Origin of the sequence: Paraburkholderia sp. BR10954, assembly GCF_040965775.1 — a bacterium.
GTDB lineage: Bacteria > Pseudomonadota > Gammaproteobacteria > Burkholderiales > Burkholderiaceae > Paraburkholderia > Paraburkholderia youngii.
This window is the reverse complement of sequence record NZ_JBFRCK010000048.1, coordinates 16,138-33,266: the sequence shown is the minus strand read 5'-3', so window position 1 is coordinate 33,266 and position 17,129 is coordinate 16,138. Positions and strand designations below refer to the sequence as shown.

General features: G+C 62.9%; 11 protein-coding genes and 1 pseudogene. 6 read left to right on the top strand and 6 right to left on the bottom strand.

Going from position 1 to position 17,129, the window contains the following annotated elements; genetic code table 11:
* Nucleotides 1-3,762: type VI secretion system Vgr family protein (locus AB4Y34_RS36880; RefSeq protein WP_368718818.1), on the bottom strand; the 3,762-nt coding region annotated here is incomplete at its 3' end.
* Between the two features lie 343 nt (nucleotides 3,763-4,105).
* Here AB4Y34_RS36880 and AB4Y34_RS36875 point away from each other — a divergent pair.
* Nucleotides 4,106-4,498: pseudogene (locus tag AB4Y34_RS36875) on the top strand (glutamate dehydrogenase); the annotation flags it as partial.
* Nucleotides 4,499-4,604: 106 nt separating this feature from the next.
* Here the strand turns inward: AB4Y34_RS36875 and AB4Y34_RS36870 are convergent.
* On the bottom strand, nucleotides 4,605-6,131 hold the full coding sequence (locus AB4Y34_RS36870; RefSeq protein ID WP_368718817.1) for an aldehyde dehydrogenase family protein: 1,527 nt from the start codon (nucleotides 6,129-6,131) through the stop codon (nucleotides 4,605-4,607).
* A 310-nt stretch (nucleotides 6,132-6,441) separates the two neighbouring features.
* Here AB4Y34_RS36870 and AB4Y34_RS36865 point away from each other — a divergent pair, with 310 nt between their 5' ends.
* The 3 genes from AB4Y34_RS36865 to AB4Y34_RS36855 all read left to right on the top strand — a co-directional run bounded on the left by AB4Y34_RS36865 (nucleotide 6,442) and on the right by AB4Y34_RS36855 (nucleotide 9,798).
* Nucleotides 6,442-8,484 carry a sigma-54-dependent Fis family transcriptional regulator gene (locus AB4Y34_RS36865; protein WP_368718816.1) on the top strand — a complete coding sequence of 681 codons (2,043 nt, stop codon included), beginning with the start codon at nucleotides 6,442-6,444 and terminating at the stop codon, nucleotides 8,482-8,484.
* A gap of 181 nt (nucleotides 8,485-8,665) precedes the next feature.
* On the top strand, nucleotides 8,666-9,361 hold the full coding sequence (locus AB4Y34_RS36860) for a glycine zipper 2TM domain-containing protein (protein ID WP_368718815.1): 696 nt from the start codon (nucleotides 8,666-8,668) through the stop codon (nucleotides 9,359-9,361).
* A gap of 143 nt (nucleotides 9,362-9,504) precedes the next feature.
* Nucleotides 9,505-9,798: a hypothetical protein gene (locus AB4Y34_RS36855; RefSeq protein WP_176109260.1), complete on the top strand. Its 294-nt coding sequence runs from the start codon at nucleotides 9,505-9,507 to the stop codon at nucleotides 9,796-9,798.
* A gap of 98 nt (nucleotides 9,799-9,896) precedes the next feature.
* Here AB4Y34_RS36855 and AB4Y34_RS36850 read toward each other — a convergent pair whose 3' ends face one another.
* The 3 genes from AB4Y34_RS36850 to AB4Y34_RS36840 form a co-directional block, all read right to left on the bottom strand.
* A complete protein-coding gene (locus AB4Y34_RS36850) occupies nucleotides 9,897-11,216 on the bottom strand; it encodes an MFS transporter (protein WP_368718814.1) in 1,320 nt (439 codons plus the stop codon).
* 139 nt (nucleotides 11,217-11,355) lie between these two features.
* Nucleotides 11,356-12,114 (bottom strand): SDR family oxidoreductase, encoded by a 759-nt coding sequence (locus AB4Y34_RS36845; protein ID WP_176379833.1) that lies wholly within the window; start codon nucleotides 12,112-12,114, stop codon nucleotides 11,356-11,358.
* A gap of 91 nt (nucleotides 12,115-12,205) precedes the next feature.
* Entirely contained in the window at nucleotides 12,206-13,645 is a 1,440-nt protein-coding gene (locus AB4Y34_RS36840) for an aldehyde dehydrogenase family protein (protein WP_368718813.1), read from the bottom strand.
* Nucleotides 13,646-13,942: 297 nt separating this feature from the next.
* On the opposite strand from AB4Y34_RS36840, the gene ppa reads away from it, so the two are divergent.
* Both ppa and AB4Y34_RS36830 read left to right on the top strand, forming a co-directional pair.
* Nucleotides 13,943-14,470: an inorganic diphosphatase gene (gene ppa, locus AB4Y34_RS36835; protein WP_368718812.1), complete on the top strand. Its 528-nt coding sequence runs from the start codon at nucleotides 13,943-13,945 to the stop codon at nucleotides 14,468-14,470.
* A 229-nt stretch (nucleotides 14,471-14,699) separates the two neighbouring features.
* Nucleotides 14,700-16,796 carry an FUSC family protein gene (locus tag AB4Y34_RS36830; RefSeq protein WP_368718811.1) on the top strand — a complete coding sequence of 699 codons (2,097 nt, stop codon included), beginning with the start codon at nucleotides 14,700-14,702 and terminating at the stop codon, nucleotides 16,794-16,796.
* 6 nt (nucleotides 16,797-16,802) lie between these two features.
* Here AB4Y34_RS36830 and AB4Y34_RS36825 read toward each other — a convergent pair whose 3' ends face one another.
* Entirely contained in the window at nucleotides 16,803-17,120 is a 318-nt protein-coding gene (locus AB4Y34_RS36825) for a GIY-YIG nuclease family protein (RefSeq protein WP_368718810.1), read from the bottom strand.
* Between the last annotated feature and the right edge of the window lie 9 nt (nucleotides 17,121-17,129).

Below are 17,129 nucleotides of genomic sequence, written 5' to 3'. Positions count from 1 at the left end.
GGCCCCGACGATCCTGAGGGCGTCGGCGTACTGAGCTGTGCATGTACCGGGATTGCGAACGAGAGGATCATCAGGATTGCGCCAGTAGGCCTGAACCACTTCCGCGCAGGCGTAGGCATCTTCTTCATGAAGTTGGCTCCTGTAGCCGGTTTCGAATTGCGCCATTTTTTGTGCTGTTTCAGCAGAGACATAAAGCAGCTCACATACTTTCCTGACGGCAAGCGGGAGATCTCGTCTCACGTACTCCCAGTCCGGCTTGTCCTGCAGGTAGGAAATCAGCCAGAAGTAGTGGAAGACAAGCATCCTGTGCAGACCGATGTGAACGCGATGGTCGTCAGGTAAGGGCGTGTTGCCGGCGGATGTAAATGCGCTCTTGCGTATTGCCGATGAATACACCTTCTGAATATTCGGCAGGTCCCTATAGTCGTCTGGATAGTGCTGTAGTAGTGAAAGCATCCAGAAGTACTGCTGGCAGTGGCGAGACTCGTGATACAGCGTATCGGCAAATGCCCTGAGACGGTTATCCAGGGAGGCCGGCCGGTTCTTGTATTCGAGGATGCGCGCGATCTCATTCTCGTTGACAGCGATATGCCAGTATTTTCCGATGAACGCGGCGCTGACATCCTGTCGCAGGCCGTATTGCGTTTCCCGCTGTGGATCGACAATTACAAGCTTTAACATGGCACCGCCATTTTCCGGGTTGACGACATCGCGTCGTGGCAATCCAAAGGGTCCAGCGCCAAGCGCCTCTTCCAATATCGGCCTGACCGTGTCTTGAATCATGTCTTTCGAATCGGCAGTCAACGGCCAAGCCACCCCGCCCCAATCGATCCCCTGCAACGCAGCCTTAATCGCAGCCGCATAAGCCTTGGTCACCGGGTACTCGACACCCTTGCGCATCGACATACCGGCGGGCGTGTCACCCTCGGCCGCACCGTTGACGAAGTGATAAAACCGCAGCCCGAAGTTCATCGGATCGCACGAGACGAATTCGGGTCGTTTATCTTCCGTCGTCGCGCTCTCGTTCGGAGAGGCCACGGCCTTTCCTGCGACCGTGGCACTGCGTTTCTCGGCATTGGGTACAGCGCCAGTGAATGACTCATTCGCCGCTCTGATCACTGCGCCTCTGCTAAGCGCAATCACTTTGTCCGGCTCGCTCGCGGCAAGCAGTTCGACCGTCGCGAACGCAAGCATATTGCTGGTGACGAGGCTCGTTTCGCCAAGCGCGTTGGTCACACCCTGAATCAGCCGACCATCGTCGAGCGTGATCCGGTACGGCTGGTTCGGCAGCGCAAAGCCGGAATCGTGTTCGATCAGCACATGATGCGCCGCCAGCCTGCCGGGACTCTCTGGCGTGACAGGCAGACTGACAGGCCGTGCCGCTGGCCCCTCGGTCCGATGACCGCTCGCATGGACCCGATGCTCCCCACCCGTATAGACCTTGTACCCATCCGAATTGATGACCACCTTCGTGTTACCCGCATGCAAGACGATTTCCTTGCTGGCCATCAGATTGATCGAATCGGTTCTACTGATGATACTGACGACACGTTGCGCGATGACCTCGACGTCGTCGCTTTGCGCGTCGATCTGCACCTTGCCCGATGCGGCCTTGAGCCGGATGCCGAGATGTTGCGCAAACACCCGCACGCCGTTGACCGCCGACGCCAGCAGCGATTTCATCGCCGCGACGCTGACGTGTCCGCCCGCGCTGAGCGCGATATGTTCGGCACTCGCCACGTGCGTGCTTTGCGCTGCCGTGAGACCGAGACCCGCCGCGCTGGCCAGCACCAGGTCGGGCTGGGTCAGTTGCGGAAAGGAAAGCTCCGCGCTTGCCCTACCGCCGCGAATCGCGTCGTTCTGCGCCTTGATGGCCTGCGCGACTTCGCTTTGACTGGTCTGCTGTTCCTGTGCCTCGTGCCGCCGCGCGAGACTCGCGAGGTTCTCGTGGGTGTCGCGCGCCTGAGTGAGGCGCGCCACGGTCTCACCGACATCTTTTGCCGGCGTGCTAGCGCCGTGACGTGCCTCGGTGGTGATCAGCATGCCTCGGTTGGCTCGCGCGACACCCCATGCGTTCGTCGCCAGTTCCCAGCCTTCACCGCGTGCCTGCTGCCGGCCTGCGTCGCGCACGACATGCGTGTTGTGACCCAGCACGAGGCGCGACTGGGCGTGGTCGCTGGCGATCTGTGCCTGCAGTTGGCCCGGCGTGTCATCCAGTACGACGTGATTGGTCTGGCTCGCACAGCCGGCCTTGAGCTCGCTGCTAAGGATGCCCGAGAGCGCCTGGTTGTCGGGCAGCCTCCAGGGCGGCTGATTCTGGCCGTTGACCATCCGGTCCGACACGTAAGGCTTGTCCGGGTCGCCTTCGTGATAACTGACCGTGACCTCCTGACCGATGCGCGGCGGATAGATCGCACCGAAGCCGTTGCCTTGCCACGGCGACGACACCCGCACCCAGCAACTGGCGCTGTCGTTCTTCGGGGCAAGCCGCTCCCACGCAAAGCGCACCTTCACGCGTGCATATCCATCGACCCATATCGGCTGATCCTCGGGGCCGACCACGATTGCCGTTTCCGCCGCGCAACGCGGCTTTTTCTTCGGACGGTTTTTGAAGAACGTATTGGCGGGTTGGAGCACGAAGTCGGTCGCGCACTGGCGCAGCGCATCGTTCGTGTCCGCGCCGGGTGACTGCGTGTTCTGCGGTGCATTACGGATATCGAGGGTCGTCGATACGACCAGGTACTCGGCGTTGACTTCCCGCAGCGGATGGTTGTCGAGCCAGAATGTTTTCCCGGTTGTCAGACCGCGCAGATTCCCTCGACCCTTCAGCCGCAGACGATGACCGCGCATTGCATCGACACGCACGCTCGCGAGGTGCCCGGCTTCCTCGCGGAAGTCGCTCCGCTCACCTGACAGTCCCGTCGCACCCGCAAGCGGCTGCGAATAGTCGCCCCAGCCGTATTGCTCGATGTTGTCGTGGGCCTGCTCGCTGTAGCTCTCGTACTCGCCCTCGAAGCGCGCGCCGGGGCGCGTGTAGTCGTAATCGATCACGCTGACCTTGCCTGGCGTGATCTGATGCGATACCTCGAGCTTGTGAACGTGCTCCTCGTCGACGTGCCTGCTGTCGGGCGCATGGTAGCGCAGCGTGTCGTATGCGTTGTCGTGTCGTTTGTGCGAGCCGGGCGAATCGCACAGTACCAGCGTCATTCCGTCGAACAGGTAGTAGATTCCCCATTCTCTCCAGATCCGCGTGAGGAAATCGAAGTCGGATTCCCACATCTGCCGGACATAGTCCCGCTTCGGGTAGCCGTTGCGCAGGCCGGGCGCGCCGAGTTCCATCACGACCGGAAAGTGATATCGCTCCTTGAGTACCCGGTCAGTGATGTCCACCACGCTGGCGTCCTGGAAGATCCTGCTGTCGCAGTTCTTCGTGGCCAGCCACAGCCAGGGACGGACGACGAGGCGGTAATAGGCGCGCCGTTCATCGATACCCATCTGTTTGATGCCTGTGATGAGGCCCGACATCGTGCGGCGGCCGGCGCTCGCGTGTGCCACGTCGCCGCGTACCAACCCATGACGACCGAACAATCCGTTGCCGTCGAAAGCGATCGAAATGTCGATGACCTTGCCGATCAGGCGATCAGGCACGACGAGTTCCTGTGCTTGCCACACTCCGAGCGTCGGACTTTCGATCGTCGCGACATCGAGCGTGTATCGATAAAGCTTGCCCAGGGTTTCGGCGCCGCGCAGACGGAGCGGCACCAGCAAAGGCGCATTGCCCCATGCGGGTAGTGCGTCAGAGGAAAGACCCAGGATGTGTTCACGGGGGTGAGCAAGTTCTCGCAATTGGCACGCTCACGATGCAGTCAGAATCGCGCCGCAGCCCGTGCTATTGCCTGCGAGCCGGATCATTGGCCGGCCGTTGCCGTTCGTCATCGTCGTTCCTTGTTATGTCTGAACGACAAGTATCGGGACGAAGATGACCCGCGGCGATCGGAATTGGATGAATTTTTAGCGTGATTAAGCAATAAATTTGATTCGTCGGGCGAAGGACTCTTCATGACGATCAACATCGCAGGACAAGCGACCCGATTCCTACAATTGAATTCATTGCGCCACGCAAAACGAACTGAATGCCGAGGACGCCGCAACGCTGATCGAAAACGGCGTGCTTTGCGTCGCGGAAGGCGCCAACATGCCGTCGACCAACGACGCGGCCAGGTGCTTCGAAAGCAACGACGTTCTGTACGCCCCTGGCAAGGCCAGCAACGCCGGCGGTGTCGCCACGTCGGGTCTGGAAATGAGTCAGAACGCTATGCGCATCTTCTGGCCGCGCGAAGAAGTCGATGCACGTGTGCACGACATCATGCGCAGCATTCACGAAGTCTGCCTGCGACATGGCCATCGCGACGACGGTTCGGTCAGCTTTGTGAACGGAGCGAATATCGCCGGCTTTGTGAGGGTCGCCGACGCAATGCTGGCACAAGGCGTGATCTGAGCGACGGGTGGGATGCCAGCGCAATTGCTTGCCCCCGCGCCTACCCAACGTCTGGGGCACGCGGGGGTAGAGCGCGCGTCGTCAGTGAACGACGCGCGCCCTTCGCTCAGAAGAACCCAAGCGCCTCCGCCTGATAGCTGACCAGCAGACACTTCGTCTGCTGATAATTCGACAACGCCATCTTGTGCGTTTCGCGCCCGATCCCCGACTGCTTATAGCCACCGAATGCCGCGTGCGCCGGATACAGGTGATAGCAGTTGGTCCACACGCGTCCCGCCTCGATCTCGCGTCCCATCTTGTAAGCGCGCGTACCATCGCGCGTCCATACGCCCGCGCCCAGGCCATAGTACGTGTCGTTCGCGAGTTCGATCGCTTGCTGTTCGTCCTTGAACGTCATCACCGAAGCGACCGGCCCGAAGATTTCCTCCTGGAACACGCGCATATCGTTGTTGCCGAACAGCATCGTCGGCTTCACGTAGAAGCCCTCGCCGAGACCGGCGCCGGGCGTGGCGCGCTCGCCACCGACGAGGCACCGCGCTCCTTCGTCCCGGCCGATGTCGATATACGACAGGATCTTGTCGAGCTGCTGCTGCGAGGCCTGCGCGCCGATCATCGTTTCGAGGTTCAGCGGATGGCCGGCCTTGATGCGTTCCACACGGGCGATCGCCTTCTCGATGAAGCGCTCGTAAATCGACTCCTGAAGCAGCACGCGCGATGGGCACGTGCAAACCTCGCCCTGATTCAACGCGAACATCGCGAGACCTTCGAGCGCCTTGTCGAGGAATGCGTCGTCGCGATCGAGCACGTCGGCGAAGAAGATGTTCGGGCTCTTGCCGCCGAGTTCGACCGTCGACGGAATCAGGTTGTCCGCGGCTGCGTGCAGAATGCGCCTGCCGACCGGCGTCGAGCCGGTGAACGCGATCTTCGCGATGCGCTTGCTGGTGGCGAGCGCTTCGCCCGCTTCCCTGCCGAAGCCGTTGACGATGTTGATGACCCCGGCAGGCAATAGATCGCCGATCAGTTCGATCAGCACGAGCACCGAAGCCGGCGTCTGCTCGGCGGGTTTCATCACGATGCAGCAGCCGGCCGCGAGGGCGGGCGCGAGCTTCCATGCGGCCATCAGCAGCGGGAAATTCCACGGGATGATCTGGCCCACCACGCCAGCCGGCTCGTGAAAATGATAAGCGACCGTGTTGTCGTCGATCTCGGAGATGCCGCCTTCCTGCGCGCGGACGCAGCCCGCGAAATAGCGGAAATGATCGACGGCGAGCGGAAGGTCCGCGGCCATGGTTTCGCGCAGCGGCTTGCCGTTATCGATTGTCTCCGCGACCGCGAGCAGCTTCAGGTTCTTTTCCATGCGCTCGGCCACCGCGAGCAGCAGGTTCGCGCGCTCCGTCACCGACGTCTTCGCCCATTTGCGGCGCGCCGCGTGCGCGGCGTCGATCGCGAGGTCGATGTCCGCGGCGCTCGAGCGAGGCACGCGGCAAAACGGCTGCCCGTTGATCGGCGACACGTTGTCGAAATAGTCGCCGCCGACCGGTGGCACCCACTTGCCGCCGATGTAGTTTTCATAACGCTGGCGATAGGGATACTCGATGTCGATGCCAAGAGCTTTCAGGTCAAATGGATTCATCACTTGTCTCCGTTTTGTGATGGTGATCGGGTGACTGCGCGGGACCACATCAGGCAGGAACCATACCAATGCATCGACATGCGAAATTTCAGGGAATGGGCTGGGCTATAAAGCGGAAGTGTTCCGTTTCGGAACAGATGCGCGGGCAGCAGTTGTTCAGAAACGCCGCAGATTCGGCCGACGCTGATGCAGATCAACGATGCGGGCCCGCGCGGGGTCACGGCGGGCGTCGGGCGGACTGGCAAACGGAGTATTCTGTCGACACGCATCAAAGCGTCCGGCACGAGCCGGGCGCACCAAGGAGGAGACAATGCGCGAAGACGTTCATCCGGTCAGCCCGGCGGCGGCTAACCGCTCCAAAGCTTGGCCTGCCCCGGCGATCCAGAAAGCGCACGAACGCTCCGAGACGTTCGGCCTGCGCGCATCGTTCCGGCCGGATTACGACATCCTGTCCGACACTGGCCTCGCGCTGAAGCGCGAGCAGAACCAGGTGCTGTGCGCGCATGCGATGCCGGTCATGGAGACGCTGCGCGAGCAGATCGTCAATACGCAAAGCATGATCGTGTTGACCAACGCCGAAGGGTTGATCCTGCATTCGATCGGCGACGACGACTTTTTGCATCGCGCGGAAAAAGTGGCGCTGCGGCCTGGCGCGAACTGGGCCGAGGATCGTCAAGGGACCAACGCGATCGGTACCTCGCTCGCCGAGGGGTGTGCGATGGTCGTTCATGGCGATCAGCACTATCTGGCGGCGAACCGCTTCCTGACCTGTTCGAGTGTGCCGATTCTCGATCCGTATGGAGATCTGATCGGCGTGCTCGACGTGACGGGGGACCACCGCAGCTATCACCAGCACACGATGGCGCTCGCGAAGATGTCGGTGCAGATGATCGAAAACCATCTGTTCTCGACTGCGTTTCGCGACGTGCTGCAAGTGTCTTTTCACGGACGTCCCGAGTTTCTCGGCACGCTGATGGAAGGGATCATCGCGTTTACCGATGATGGTCGCTTTCTGTCCGCGAATCGGAGTGCGCAATTTCAGTTGGGCTTGTCGCTAGCTGCGTTGCGCGCGCATACGCTGTCGTCGCTGTTTCAGATCTCGTATGCGCAACTGATCGACCGTTTGACGCATGGCGTTGCGCCGCATCTGATGCTGAATCTGCACAACGGTGCGGTGGTTTGCGCACGTGGGCAGTTCAGGCGGGCGTCGTTTGGGCTGGAGCGCGGGGCCGTTGACGTGCAGGGTGCAGCCGCACCGCGACCGGTGTGTGCGAATGCGCGTCAACCGGCTGCGGGACTATCGCGGCTCAGCGATCTCGATACAGGTGATGCTCGTGTGTCTGCACTGATTGCGAAGGTTCGCAAGGTGCTCGGCAAGGATATTCCGATTCTGGTCACCGGCGAGACCGGTACCGGCAAGGAGTTGCTCGCGCAGGCGATCCACAACGATTCGCCGCGACGTGATGGGCCGTTTATTGCGGTCAACTGCGCTTCGATTCCAGAGTCGCTGATCGAATCCGAGCTGTTCGGGTATGAAGAGGGGGCGTTTACCGGCGCGCGGCGTAAAGGGGCGATCGGCCGGCTGATGCAAGCGAATGGAGGTACGCTGTTTCTCGATGAGATTGGGGATATGCCGTATTCGTTGCAGGTGCGGTTGCTGCGTGTTTTGCAGGAGCGGATGGTGACGCCGCTTGGGGCGATGCGGTCGGTTCCTGTCGATGTCTCCGTTATTTGCGCGACACACCGCAACTTGCGCGAGATGATTGCGCAGAATCAGTTTCGTGAGGATCTCTACTATCGGATCAACGGGCTTGCGGTTCGGTTGCCGGCGTTGCGTGAGCGGAGCGATCTGGCGGTCGTCGTTCAAAAGATGCTGCAGTGGGAATCAGTGGAAAGCCGCGGGCGACAGGCGCTTAGTGTTGCGGCTGATGTGATGGCGGCGTTCGGGCGGCATGCGTGGCCGGGTAACTGCCGGCAACTGGCTAATCTGCTGCGGACTGCGGCGGCGATGGTGGAAGAGGATGGGGTGATCCGGTGGGAGCATTTGCCGGATGATTTTTTGGAGGATGTTCGTGGTGCGGGTTGTGGCGACGACGACGCAGGTCAAGGTGACTCTGCCGTATCGGCCGTCGCCGACGTTGCGAATGCGGACGCGCTTGCCACAGGCGAAGCGTCGGTACGCGACGGCGCGCGGCTGCAGGATGTCGCCGCATCAGTCGTCGCGATGACGCTGGCGCGGTACGGCGGCAACGTTTCGGCGGCGGCGCGTGCGCTTGGCGTGTCGCGGAACACCATTTACCGGAGGATGCCAGCGGCGCAGTCGCAGTCGGGACGGAGCGCGGAAAAGGATTGACGCGGAAGTTTTCGCAGGCCCAATCGATCATGGCCGGGAGACCGGCCATTGTTTTTTCTATAAGTCGATCTGGATGCCAGCGTGTCCCGGCGAACTACAACTGCTTACACATCTCACAATAGCCGGGTCCACCGACTCGATGGCATCGGCGTTCTTGCAGGCACATACCACGGAGCCAGCAATGACCACCAACCTGCCTTCCGATTCATCCGCGCGCAGCCGCATTCATCCTCTGGTCGCCGGAGCTGCCGTTGCTGTGATTCTCGCCAGCGGCACCGGCATTGCCGCAATGACCGGTCTGCTTCCGACATCCCGAGCGCTAACACCGCCGCCGTCGCAAACTGCATCGGTTGCGGTGAAGCCGGCCAGCACGCCGCTCGACTCGGCTAAACCGTATGCGGAGCAACAAGGCACGCGGACCAACACGGTGAGCGAATCCCATGTTCATCCCCACCACAGCAGTGCGTCGTCGCCCGCGCCCAGGTACGCGCATGACGATAGTTACCGTGATGCCACGCAGCCGCCATCTCGACCCGTTGCCGTCGACCCTGATGCAGGTGAAGTCGTCGCGGTCAACGCGGTCCAAACGCAGGAGCCGACCACCGGACTCGGTGCAGTAGGCGGTGCGGTGGCGGGCGGGCTGCTGGGCAATCAGGTTGGTCAAGGTCGCGGCCGTGTTCTGGCGACGATAGCGGGTGCGGTTGGCGGCGGCCTTGCCGGCAACGGCATCGAACATGCGGTACGCAAAGCTGCCACCTATCAGGTGCAAGTCAGGATGCAGGATGGCAGTTATCGAAACTTCAACTACGACAATCAGCCTACCGTTCAGGTTGGTGAGCGGGTGCATGTCTATGGCGATTCTCTGAGTGCTTCGTAAGCACGCAGAGAACTGGAGGGCACGAGGCCTTACAAACGGTTACCAGACTGACACTTCACGTTTATTTGCCAAGCAGAGCTACACATACAATCGATATCGCTAAATCGCATCAACAACCGATGCCAGCGAACAGGGAGAGAAACATGAAGCGCAGCTTCATTTTGTGGATTGCAGGCGTTTGCGCTGCGTGCGCTTCCAGCGCTGCGCTGGCTCATGTCGACCTTGGTGTTTACCTTGGCGCGCCGGGGCCGGTTTATGTCGCGCCGCCTCCGGTGGTCTACGAGGCGCCACCCGTGACGTACGTGCCTGCTCCGGCCTATGGCTACGGTTACGGCTATGGGTACCAGTACAACGACGACCGTGACAGGCACTGGCGCCATGACCATGGCTGGCACAGAGGCTGGGAGCACCGTCATCACGGGGACGATGACGACTGATCTGGCAGGCCATTCGATGGTTGGAAGCTCGCGCCCATGGCAACAAAAAGCCCTGGCGCAGAAAGACCGCCAGGGCTTTGCTCATCTGCGAGTCTGTTTCATCTATTAACCATCCTCGCCGGCACACTAATAGCAAGCAAACCGCCGAGCACCATGAACGCCGCGAGCATATACATCCCTGAGTCATTAGCCGCGGTAACCTCTTTCAACCATCCCACAGCATAAGGACTAAGGAACCCCGCCAGGTTCCCAATGGAATTAATCATCGCGATCCCCGCGGCCGCCCCAGTCCCAGCAAGAATCGCCGTAGGCAAACTCCAGAACAACGGCAGGGTAGTGAGGATGCCCATCGTAGCCAGCGTCAATCCGGTCATAGCAAGCACGGTGTTATGCGTCCAAACGACGGAAAGCACGAGCCCCACGGCACCAAGAAACGCCGGCACCGCAATATGCCACCGCCGTTCCCTCGACCGGTCCGCACTCCGCGCAACGAACACCATCGCCACGACAGCCGCCGCAAACGGCACCGCCGACAGCAAGCCGATCATAAACGCATCGGTAACGCCGGTCGATTTGATGATCGTCGGCAACCAGAAACTCACCCCGTAAAGCCCCATCACAAACGAGAAGTAGGTGAGGCTGAACATCAACACCCGTCCGTTAGTGAGTACCTGCCGAATCGGCATATCGTGCTTGGTCGCTTCCTCGGCCGACACCTGACTCTCGAGCAACTGTTGCTCTTCCCGGGTAAGCCAGTTGGCGTTCGAAATCCGATCGTCGAGCACCACAAACACGATGATCCCAACCAGCACCGAAGGTATCCCTTCGAGCAGAAACAGCCACTGCCACCCGTGCCACCCGTTCACGCCATTAAAGTTCTTCAGGATGTACCCCGACACCGGCCCACCAATCACCCCAGACAGCGCAATCGCCGTCATAAACCAGGTCGTCATTCGCCCACGCCGATGCGCCGGATACCAGTAAGTGAGGTACAAAATAATCCCAGGAAAGAACCCCGCCTCGGCAAGCCCGAGCAAAAAGCGCATCACGTAAAACATCGTCGGCGTGGTGACGAACATCGTCAGCATCGATATCACGCCCCACGAAACCATGATCCGCGCGATCCAGACACGCGCGCCGACCTTATGCAGAATCACGTTGCTCGGCACTTCGAAGATGAAATAGCCGATAAAGAAAATCCCCGCGCCGAAGCCGTACACCGCATCGCTCAAGCCAAGATCCGTGCTCATCCCTAGCTTCGCGAAGCCAACGTTCACGCGGTCCAGATACGCAACGATGTAGCACAGCATCAACAGCGGCGCGAGCCGCCAGGTAACCTTGCGATAAGTCGCCTCTTCGAACGTCGAAGGCGGCGCGCCAGCGCCGGGATGGTGGAGCGGATCTGCAGGACTAGCCATGACTGTGTCTCCTCTTGTTATGGAATTGAAATGCCACCGCCGGTCGATTCTATCCGCGCGTGGCCATTTGCACGACGAATCGATATTGGGGGAAAACACTGACTGCGCACGCAGCGCGTGCGCAGCGTCAGACCCACCACTACACGCAGCGCCCCCCATCCACTTCGAGGCACACGCCGGTAATGAACTCCGCCTCATCTGAAGCCAGATACAGCGCCGCATTCGCAATATCCTGCGGCGTCGAAAACCGCCCGAGCGGTATCCCCGCGAGGAACTTCTGCCGATTCTGCGGCGTATCCTCGACCCCCATGAACTCGGACAGCAGCGCGGTCTCACCGATTACCGGATTCACGCAGTTCACGCGAATCCGCTCCGGCCCGAGTTCGACGGCGAGCGACTTGCTGGCGACGATCACCGCGCCCTTGCTGCCGTTGTACCAGACGAGCCCCGGCCGCGGCCGCACGCCCGCCGTCGACGCGATATTGATGAAGCTGCCGCCGCCCTGCTCGCGGAAATACGGCACGAACTCCTGCACACTCCAGTAGATGCTCTTTACGTTCACCGCATAGACGCGGTCGAACTCGGCCTCGGTCACTTCGAGCACCGGCTTGTTGCGATGCGTAGTGCCCGCGTTATTGACGACGATCTGCACGCTGCCGAAGTCTTCGAGCGCGGCTTCGCGCAGCGTGCGCCAGTCGTCGCGATGCGCGACGTTGCCGGGCACCGCGATCGCTTTTCCGCCCGTAATCGCGATCTCACTCGCGACGCGTTCGGCGGCCGGCCCGTTGAGGTCGTTGACCACGACGTTCGCGCCTTCGCGCGCAAAGGTCTTCGCGATGCCTTCGCCGAAACCCGAACCGCCGCCCGTGACGATGGCCGTTTTACCTGTCAACCGCATGATGTCTCCGTTGTTTGTGATGGATAGAGCGATGCGTTGCTGCATGTAACGCGCTGGTCGCGCTGATCGTGAGCGAGCCCTGCCGGATTCGCTAGCCGTGGCGGATCGCGATCGTCTTCAGCACCGTAAAGCCATACAGCGCCTCGAAGCCTTTCTCGCGGCCATGCCCCGAATGCCTGACGCCGCCGAACGGCAACTCGACGCCGCCGCCCGCACCATAGTTGTTGATGAATACCTGGCCCGAGCGCACGCGTCGCGCGAGCCGCATCTGGCGCGCGCCATCGCGTGTCCAGATACCGGCGACGAGTCCGAACTGCGTGCCGTTCGCGAGCGCGAGCGCGTCGGCTTCGTCGCGGAACGACATCGCGGCGAGCACCGGGCCGAACACTTCGTCGCGCGCGAGGCGGTGGCTCGCGGGGACGTCGCGCAGCAAGGTCGGGGCTTGGTAGAAGCCGCTTTCAGGCGCTTCGGGAACCACTTCGCCGTGCGCGGCCATTGCGATGCCGTCGTGTTGCGCGTCCGACAGGAAGTCCCACACGCGCTGCTGCTGTTTCGCGCTGATCAGCGGCCCGCAGTCGAGGTCGGCTTTCGACGGCCCGACGCGCAGTGCCTGAAAGGCGCTGCTGAGCCGGTCGAGCAGCGGCTCGTAAATGGCCTGCTCGATCAGCACGCGACTGCCCGCCGAGCAGGTTTGCCCGGCGTTCTGCACGATCGCGGAAATCAGCACAGGCAGCGCGGCGTCGAGATCGGCGTCGGCGAAGACGATTTGCGGCGACTTGCCGCCGAGTTCGAGCGTGACGGGGACGTGGTTTTCGGCGGCCATCTGCGTGACGAGCTTGCCGGTTTCTGGCGAGCCAGTGAACGAGATGTGATCGATGCCCGGATGACGCGCGAGCGCGGCGCCCGCTTCGTGTCCGTAACCGGTGACGATATTCAGCGCACCGGCCGGCAGGCCGGCTTCGGCGGCGAGTTCCGCGACACGCAGTACGGAAAGGCACGCGTCCTCGGCCGGTTTGACCACGCACGCATTGCCGGTCGCCAGTGCCGCGCCGACGCTGCGCCCGAAAATCTGCATCGGGTAATTCCACGGCACGATGTGGCCGGTCACGCCGTGCGGCTCGCGAATCGTCAGCACCGTGTAGCCGGATTGGTAGGGCAGGGTCTCGCCGTGCAGCTTGTCGGCCGCGCCGGCGTAGAACTCGAAGTAGCGGGTGAGGGCGGCGGCGTCGGCGCGCGCCTGCTTGAGCGGCTTGCCGGTGTCGCGCGCTTCGAGCTGTGCGAGGTCTTCCTGGCGCGCGGCCACCAGCAGCGACAGCCGGTACAGCACGCGGCCGCGCTCGGCGGCGGCGAGCGCGCCCCAGGCTCCGTCGAACGCGCGGCGCGCCGCGTGCACGGCGGTGTCGATATCGGCCTCGGTGCCGCGCGCGATGCGCGTGAACGGCTGGCCGTCCGATGGATCGAGTACGGCGATCGATTCGCCGCCGGAAGCGGCGCACCACTCGCCGCCGATGAAATGCCGTGCTTCTTCCATGCATGCTCCTTGATGACGTGCGGCCGCGGTGCGGCGGCGCGGATTCGAAGGGGAGACACAAAACGGTAGAGACGCGAAGCGAGACTCGCCAGACGATTATCGCGCCGATCCGACCGCGGATGCCACCTGCCGATTGGCTATAATGGCGCATTCCGTACGGTCCGGTGCGCGGCCCCGTCGTTCGGGGCGAGAGGGCTTCAGGGCCTGGCGTTCGCGGTTCGCACGCAGTTCGCACCGCATCCGCAGCCCGCGCGCCGTTCGCCGCCTTCCGATTTCCATCCCCTTCAGAGAGCGCTCATGAGCTTCAATCACGTTCCCGCAGGCAAAGACCTTCCGCACGATTTCAACGTCATCATCGAAATCCCGGCGCAAAGCGACCCGGTGAAGTACGAAGCCGACAAGGAGCTGGGCCTGCTCGTCGTCGACCGTTTCATCGGCACCGGCATGCGCTATCCGGCCAACTACGGCTTCATTCCGCAGACGCTGTCGGGCGACGGCGACCCGGTCGATGTGCTGGTGATCACGCCGTTCCCGCTGCTGGCAGGCTCGGTCGTGCGTGCCCGCGCGCTCGGCATGCTGCAGATGACCGATGAATCGGGCGTCGACGCGAAGCTGATCGCCGTGCCGCACGACAAGGTCTGCCCGATGACGGCGAACCTGAAGTCGGTCGACGATGTGCCTGCTTACCTGAAGGACCAGATCAAGCACTTCTTCGAGCAATACAAGGCGCTCGAGAAGGGCAAGTGGGTCAAGGTCGAAGGCTGGGCCGACGTCGATGCCGCCCACAAGGAAATCAGCGAAGGCGTGGCGAACTACAAGAAGTAAGCGCACCACGGTTCATCCGCTCGCTGCATGCAGTACGAAAACCGCGCGAGTCCGCAAGGACCGCGCGGTTTTTTATGCGCTTTGCGGCGCGCATAACCTGAACGCATCGTTTCGATGCACGGAACGCATTTTATATTTAGGTGTAAACCCTTATCATTCGCCGCACGACCTCGCGCGCGAACTCACGGCATCCACGCGCGTTTCCATCACTTCAACGAGCACTATCCGGATGATGAACCGCAGCAAGTCCCACTCGACATCGCCGCGCTGGTCGACCCGGCTGAAATCGGTCATCAGCGCGATCTATCGCAAGCGGCCGGTCTGGATGGTGTCGTTCGCGGCGAGCGAGGCGAATCTGTCGGAGGGCTTGAGGGCCGCGTGCGCATCGACGGCGATGCTCGCGCTCGGCAACGTGCTGCACGATCCGGTGTTCGCGTGGGCCGCAATTGGCGCGTTCTGGACCTGCCTCGCCGATGCGGCCGGCTCGAACCGCGCGCGCTTCATGTCGATGATGGGCTTCGCGCTGCTGTCGACGCTGTGCGGCGGCATCGCCGCGTTCGCATCCGCGTCGGGCACCGCGTGGGCCGCGCTCGCGGTGCTCGCGTTCACGACGCTCGGCGCGTTCGGCCGCATCTGGGGCGCGGCCACGTCGCAGGTGACGATCCTCGCGGCGACCGCCTGCGTCGTGATGGTCGATCGGCCGATGCACGACGCGCGAGCCGGTGTCGAGTTTCTCGGCGTCTATCTGCTCGGCTGTCTGTTCGCGATCGTGCTGAGCCTGACCGTGTGGCGCATCCATCCGTTCGGCGCGAGCCGCGCGTCGCTGCGCGCGGTGTATCTGCGCCTCGCCGATATCGCGTTCGATAGCGCACGGCTCGTCGGCGCACGGGCCGCGCCGCGTGAGTGGGCCACGCATGCCGCGCGCTTTCGCGCCGATGCGCGCGCGTCGCTCGAACGCTCGCGCGACGCGCTCGCGAACGTGCCCGCATCGAAAGCAGGCGGCGCGGCCGTCTACGACACGCTGCTCGGTTTGCTGACCGATGGCGAAGCGTTGTTCGCTTATCTGATCGCAGTGTCGGGCGCGGGCGAGAAGGTGCCCGACGATCCGCGCCGCACGCAACGCGCGGTGCGCCTGCTCAATGCGATCGGCGAAGTGCTGAGCGACATCGGCAGCGCGACCGGCGACGCGCGTTGGGAACGTCTGGCGGAGCCGCAGGCGCGTCTGCGGCGTCTCGCGCATCGGCTCGAAAGCGCGTTGCTCGAACCGGTGAAGCTGCAATCCGGTTTCGAGCTCGTCGATTTCGCGCCGCGTGAGGTGCATGCCGAGCCGTGGAGCGCATGCGTCGCGCGTTATACGGCGCGCGCGTGGTCGGCGCTGAAGGCGAACCTGTCGTGGCAGTCGGTCGGCTTGCGCCACGCTGCGCGTGTCGGCGTGACGACGACCGCGGGCTTCGTCGTGATTCGGGCGCTCGGTCTGCCGTTCGGCTATTGGGCGACGATGGCCACTCTTCTGATCCTGCAGCCGTCGATCGCCGCGACCTGGCCGCGCAGCATCGAACGCGCGGCGGGCAGTATCGTCGGCGGCGTGCTTGCGGCGGCGATCGGCTACGCGATTCATTCGCCGCTCGGCATCTCGCTTGCGGTGTTCCCGCTCGTGATGGCGACGATGGCGCTGCGCCCCGTCAGCTACAGCCTGTTCGTGCTGTTCCTGACGCCGACCTTCGTGCTCGTCGCCGACTTCGCGACGCCGGGCGCCAACGAACTGTCGTTCGCGCTGACGCGGCTCGGCAACAACGTGCTCGGCTGCGTGCTCGCGCTGCTCGCGACCTTCCTTCTGTGGCCGACGCGCGAGAAGCTCGACCTGCGCGTCTATCTCGGCGACGCGGTGCGCGCGAATCTCGCGTATCTGCGCGCGTCGCTCGAAGCGCCGCGGCACAGCGGCAAGGAGATCGAGCAATTGCGCCGCGCCGCGGGTCTCACCAGCAACAACGCGGAAGAAGCGATCGGCCGCGTGCGGCTAGAAAAGCTCGAGGACTCGATGGCCGATACCGTCACGCTGACGGTGCTGAGTCTGCTGCGGCGGATGGCCGGCACCGCGACGCAGTTGCGCCTCACCGCCAACCGTCGCGACATGCATAGCGAACTCGACGAATGGGTCGTGGCGATGAGCGAGGCGATCGAGGCCGCGTTGAACCGCACGTTACGGCCGGTGCGGCTCGAGTTGCCCGCGCGCGAGCGGTTGACGTCGCTGGAAGCGGATGTGGTGGGAGAACTCGCGCGCGTGCATCGGCTGCTGACGGAGAGGATGCGCGAGGCGAGGGGGTAGCGCGACTCAGCCGTCGGAGCTCGCGCCGTCGTCAGCGGCGTCGTTCACCGCCACCGCCGGCAACACCGACTGCAGCGTGAACACGCCGGCCGCCAGCGCCCGCTTATCGGCGGCGGTGAGCCGCTTGACCCAATACTCGGCGCTCGACGCGCTCGAGCGGTCCGCCAGCTCGAACGACGCCAGCACCCGCACCGGCTTGCGCGAGCGCGTATAACGCGCGCCCGTGCCGCTCGCGTGTTTGTCGAAGCGGGCGGCGACATCGGTCGCGATGCCGGTATAGACGCTGCCGTCCGAGCATTCGAGCAGATAGAGAAACCACGCCATAACCGCGCT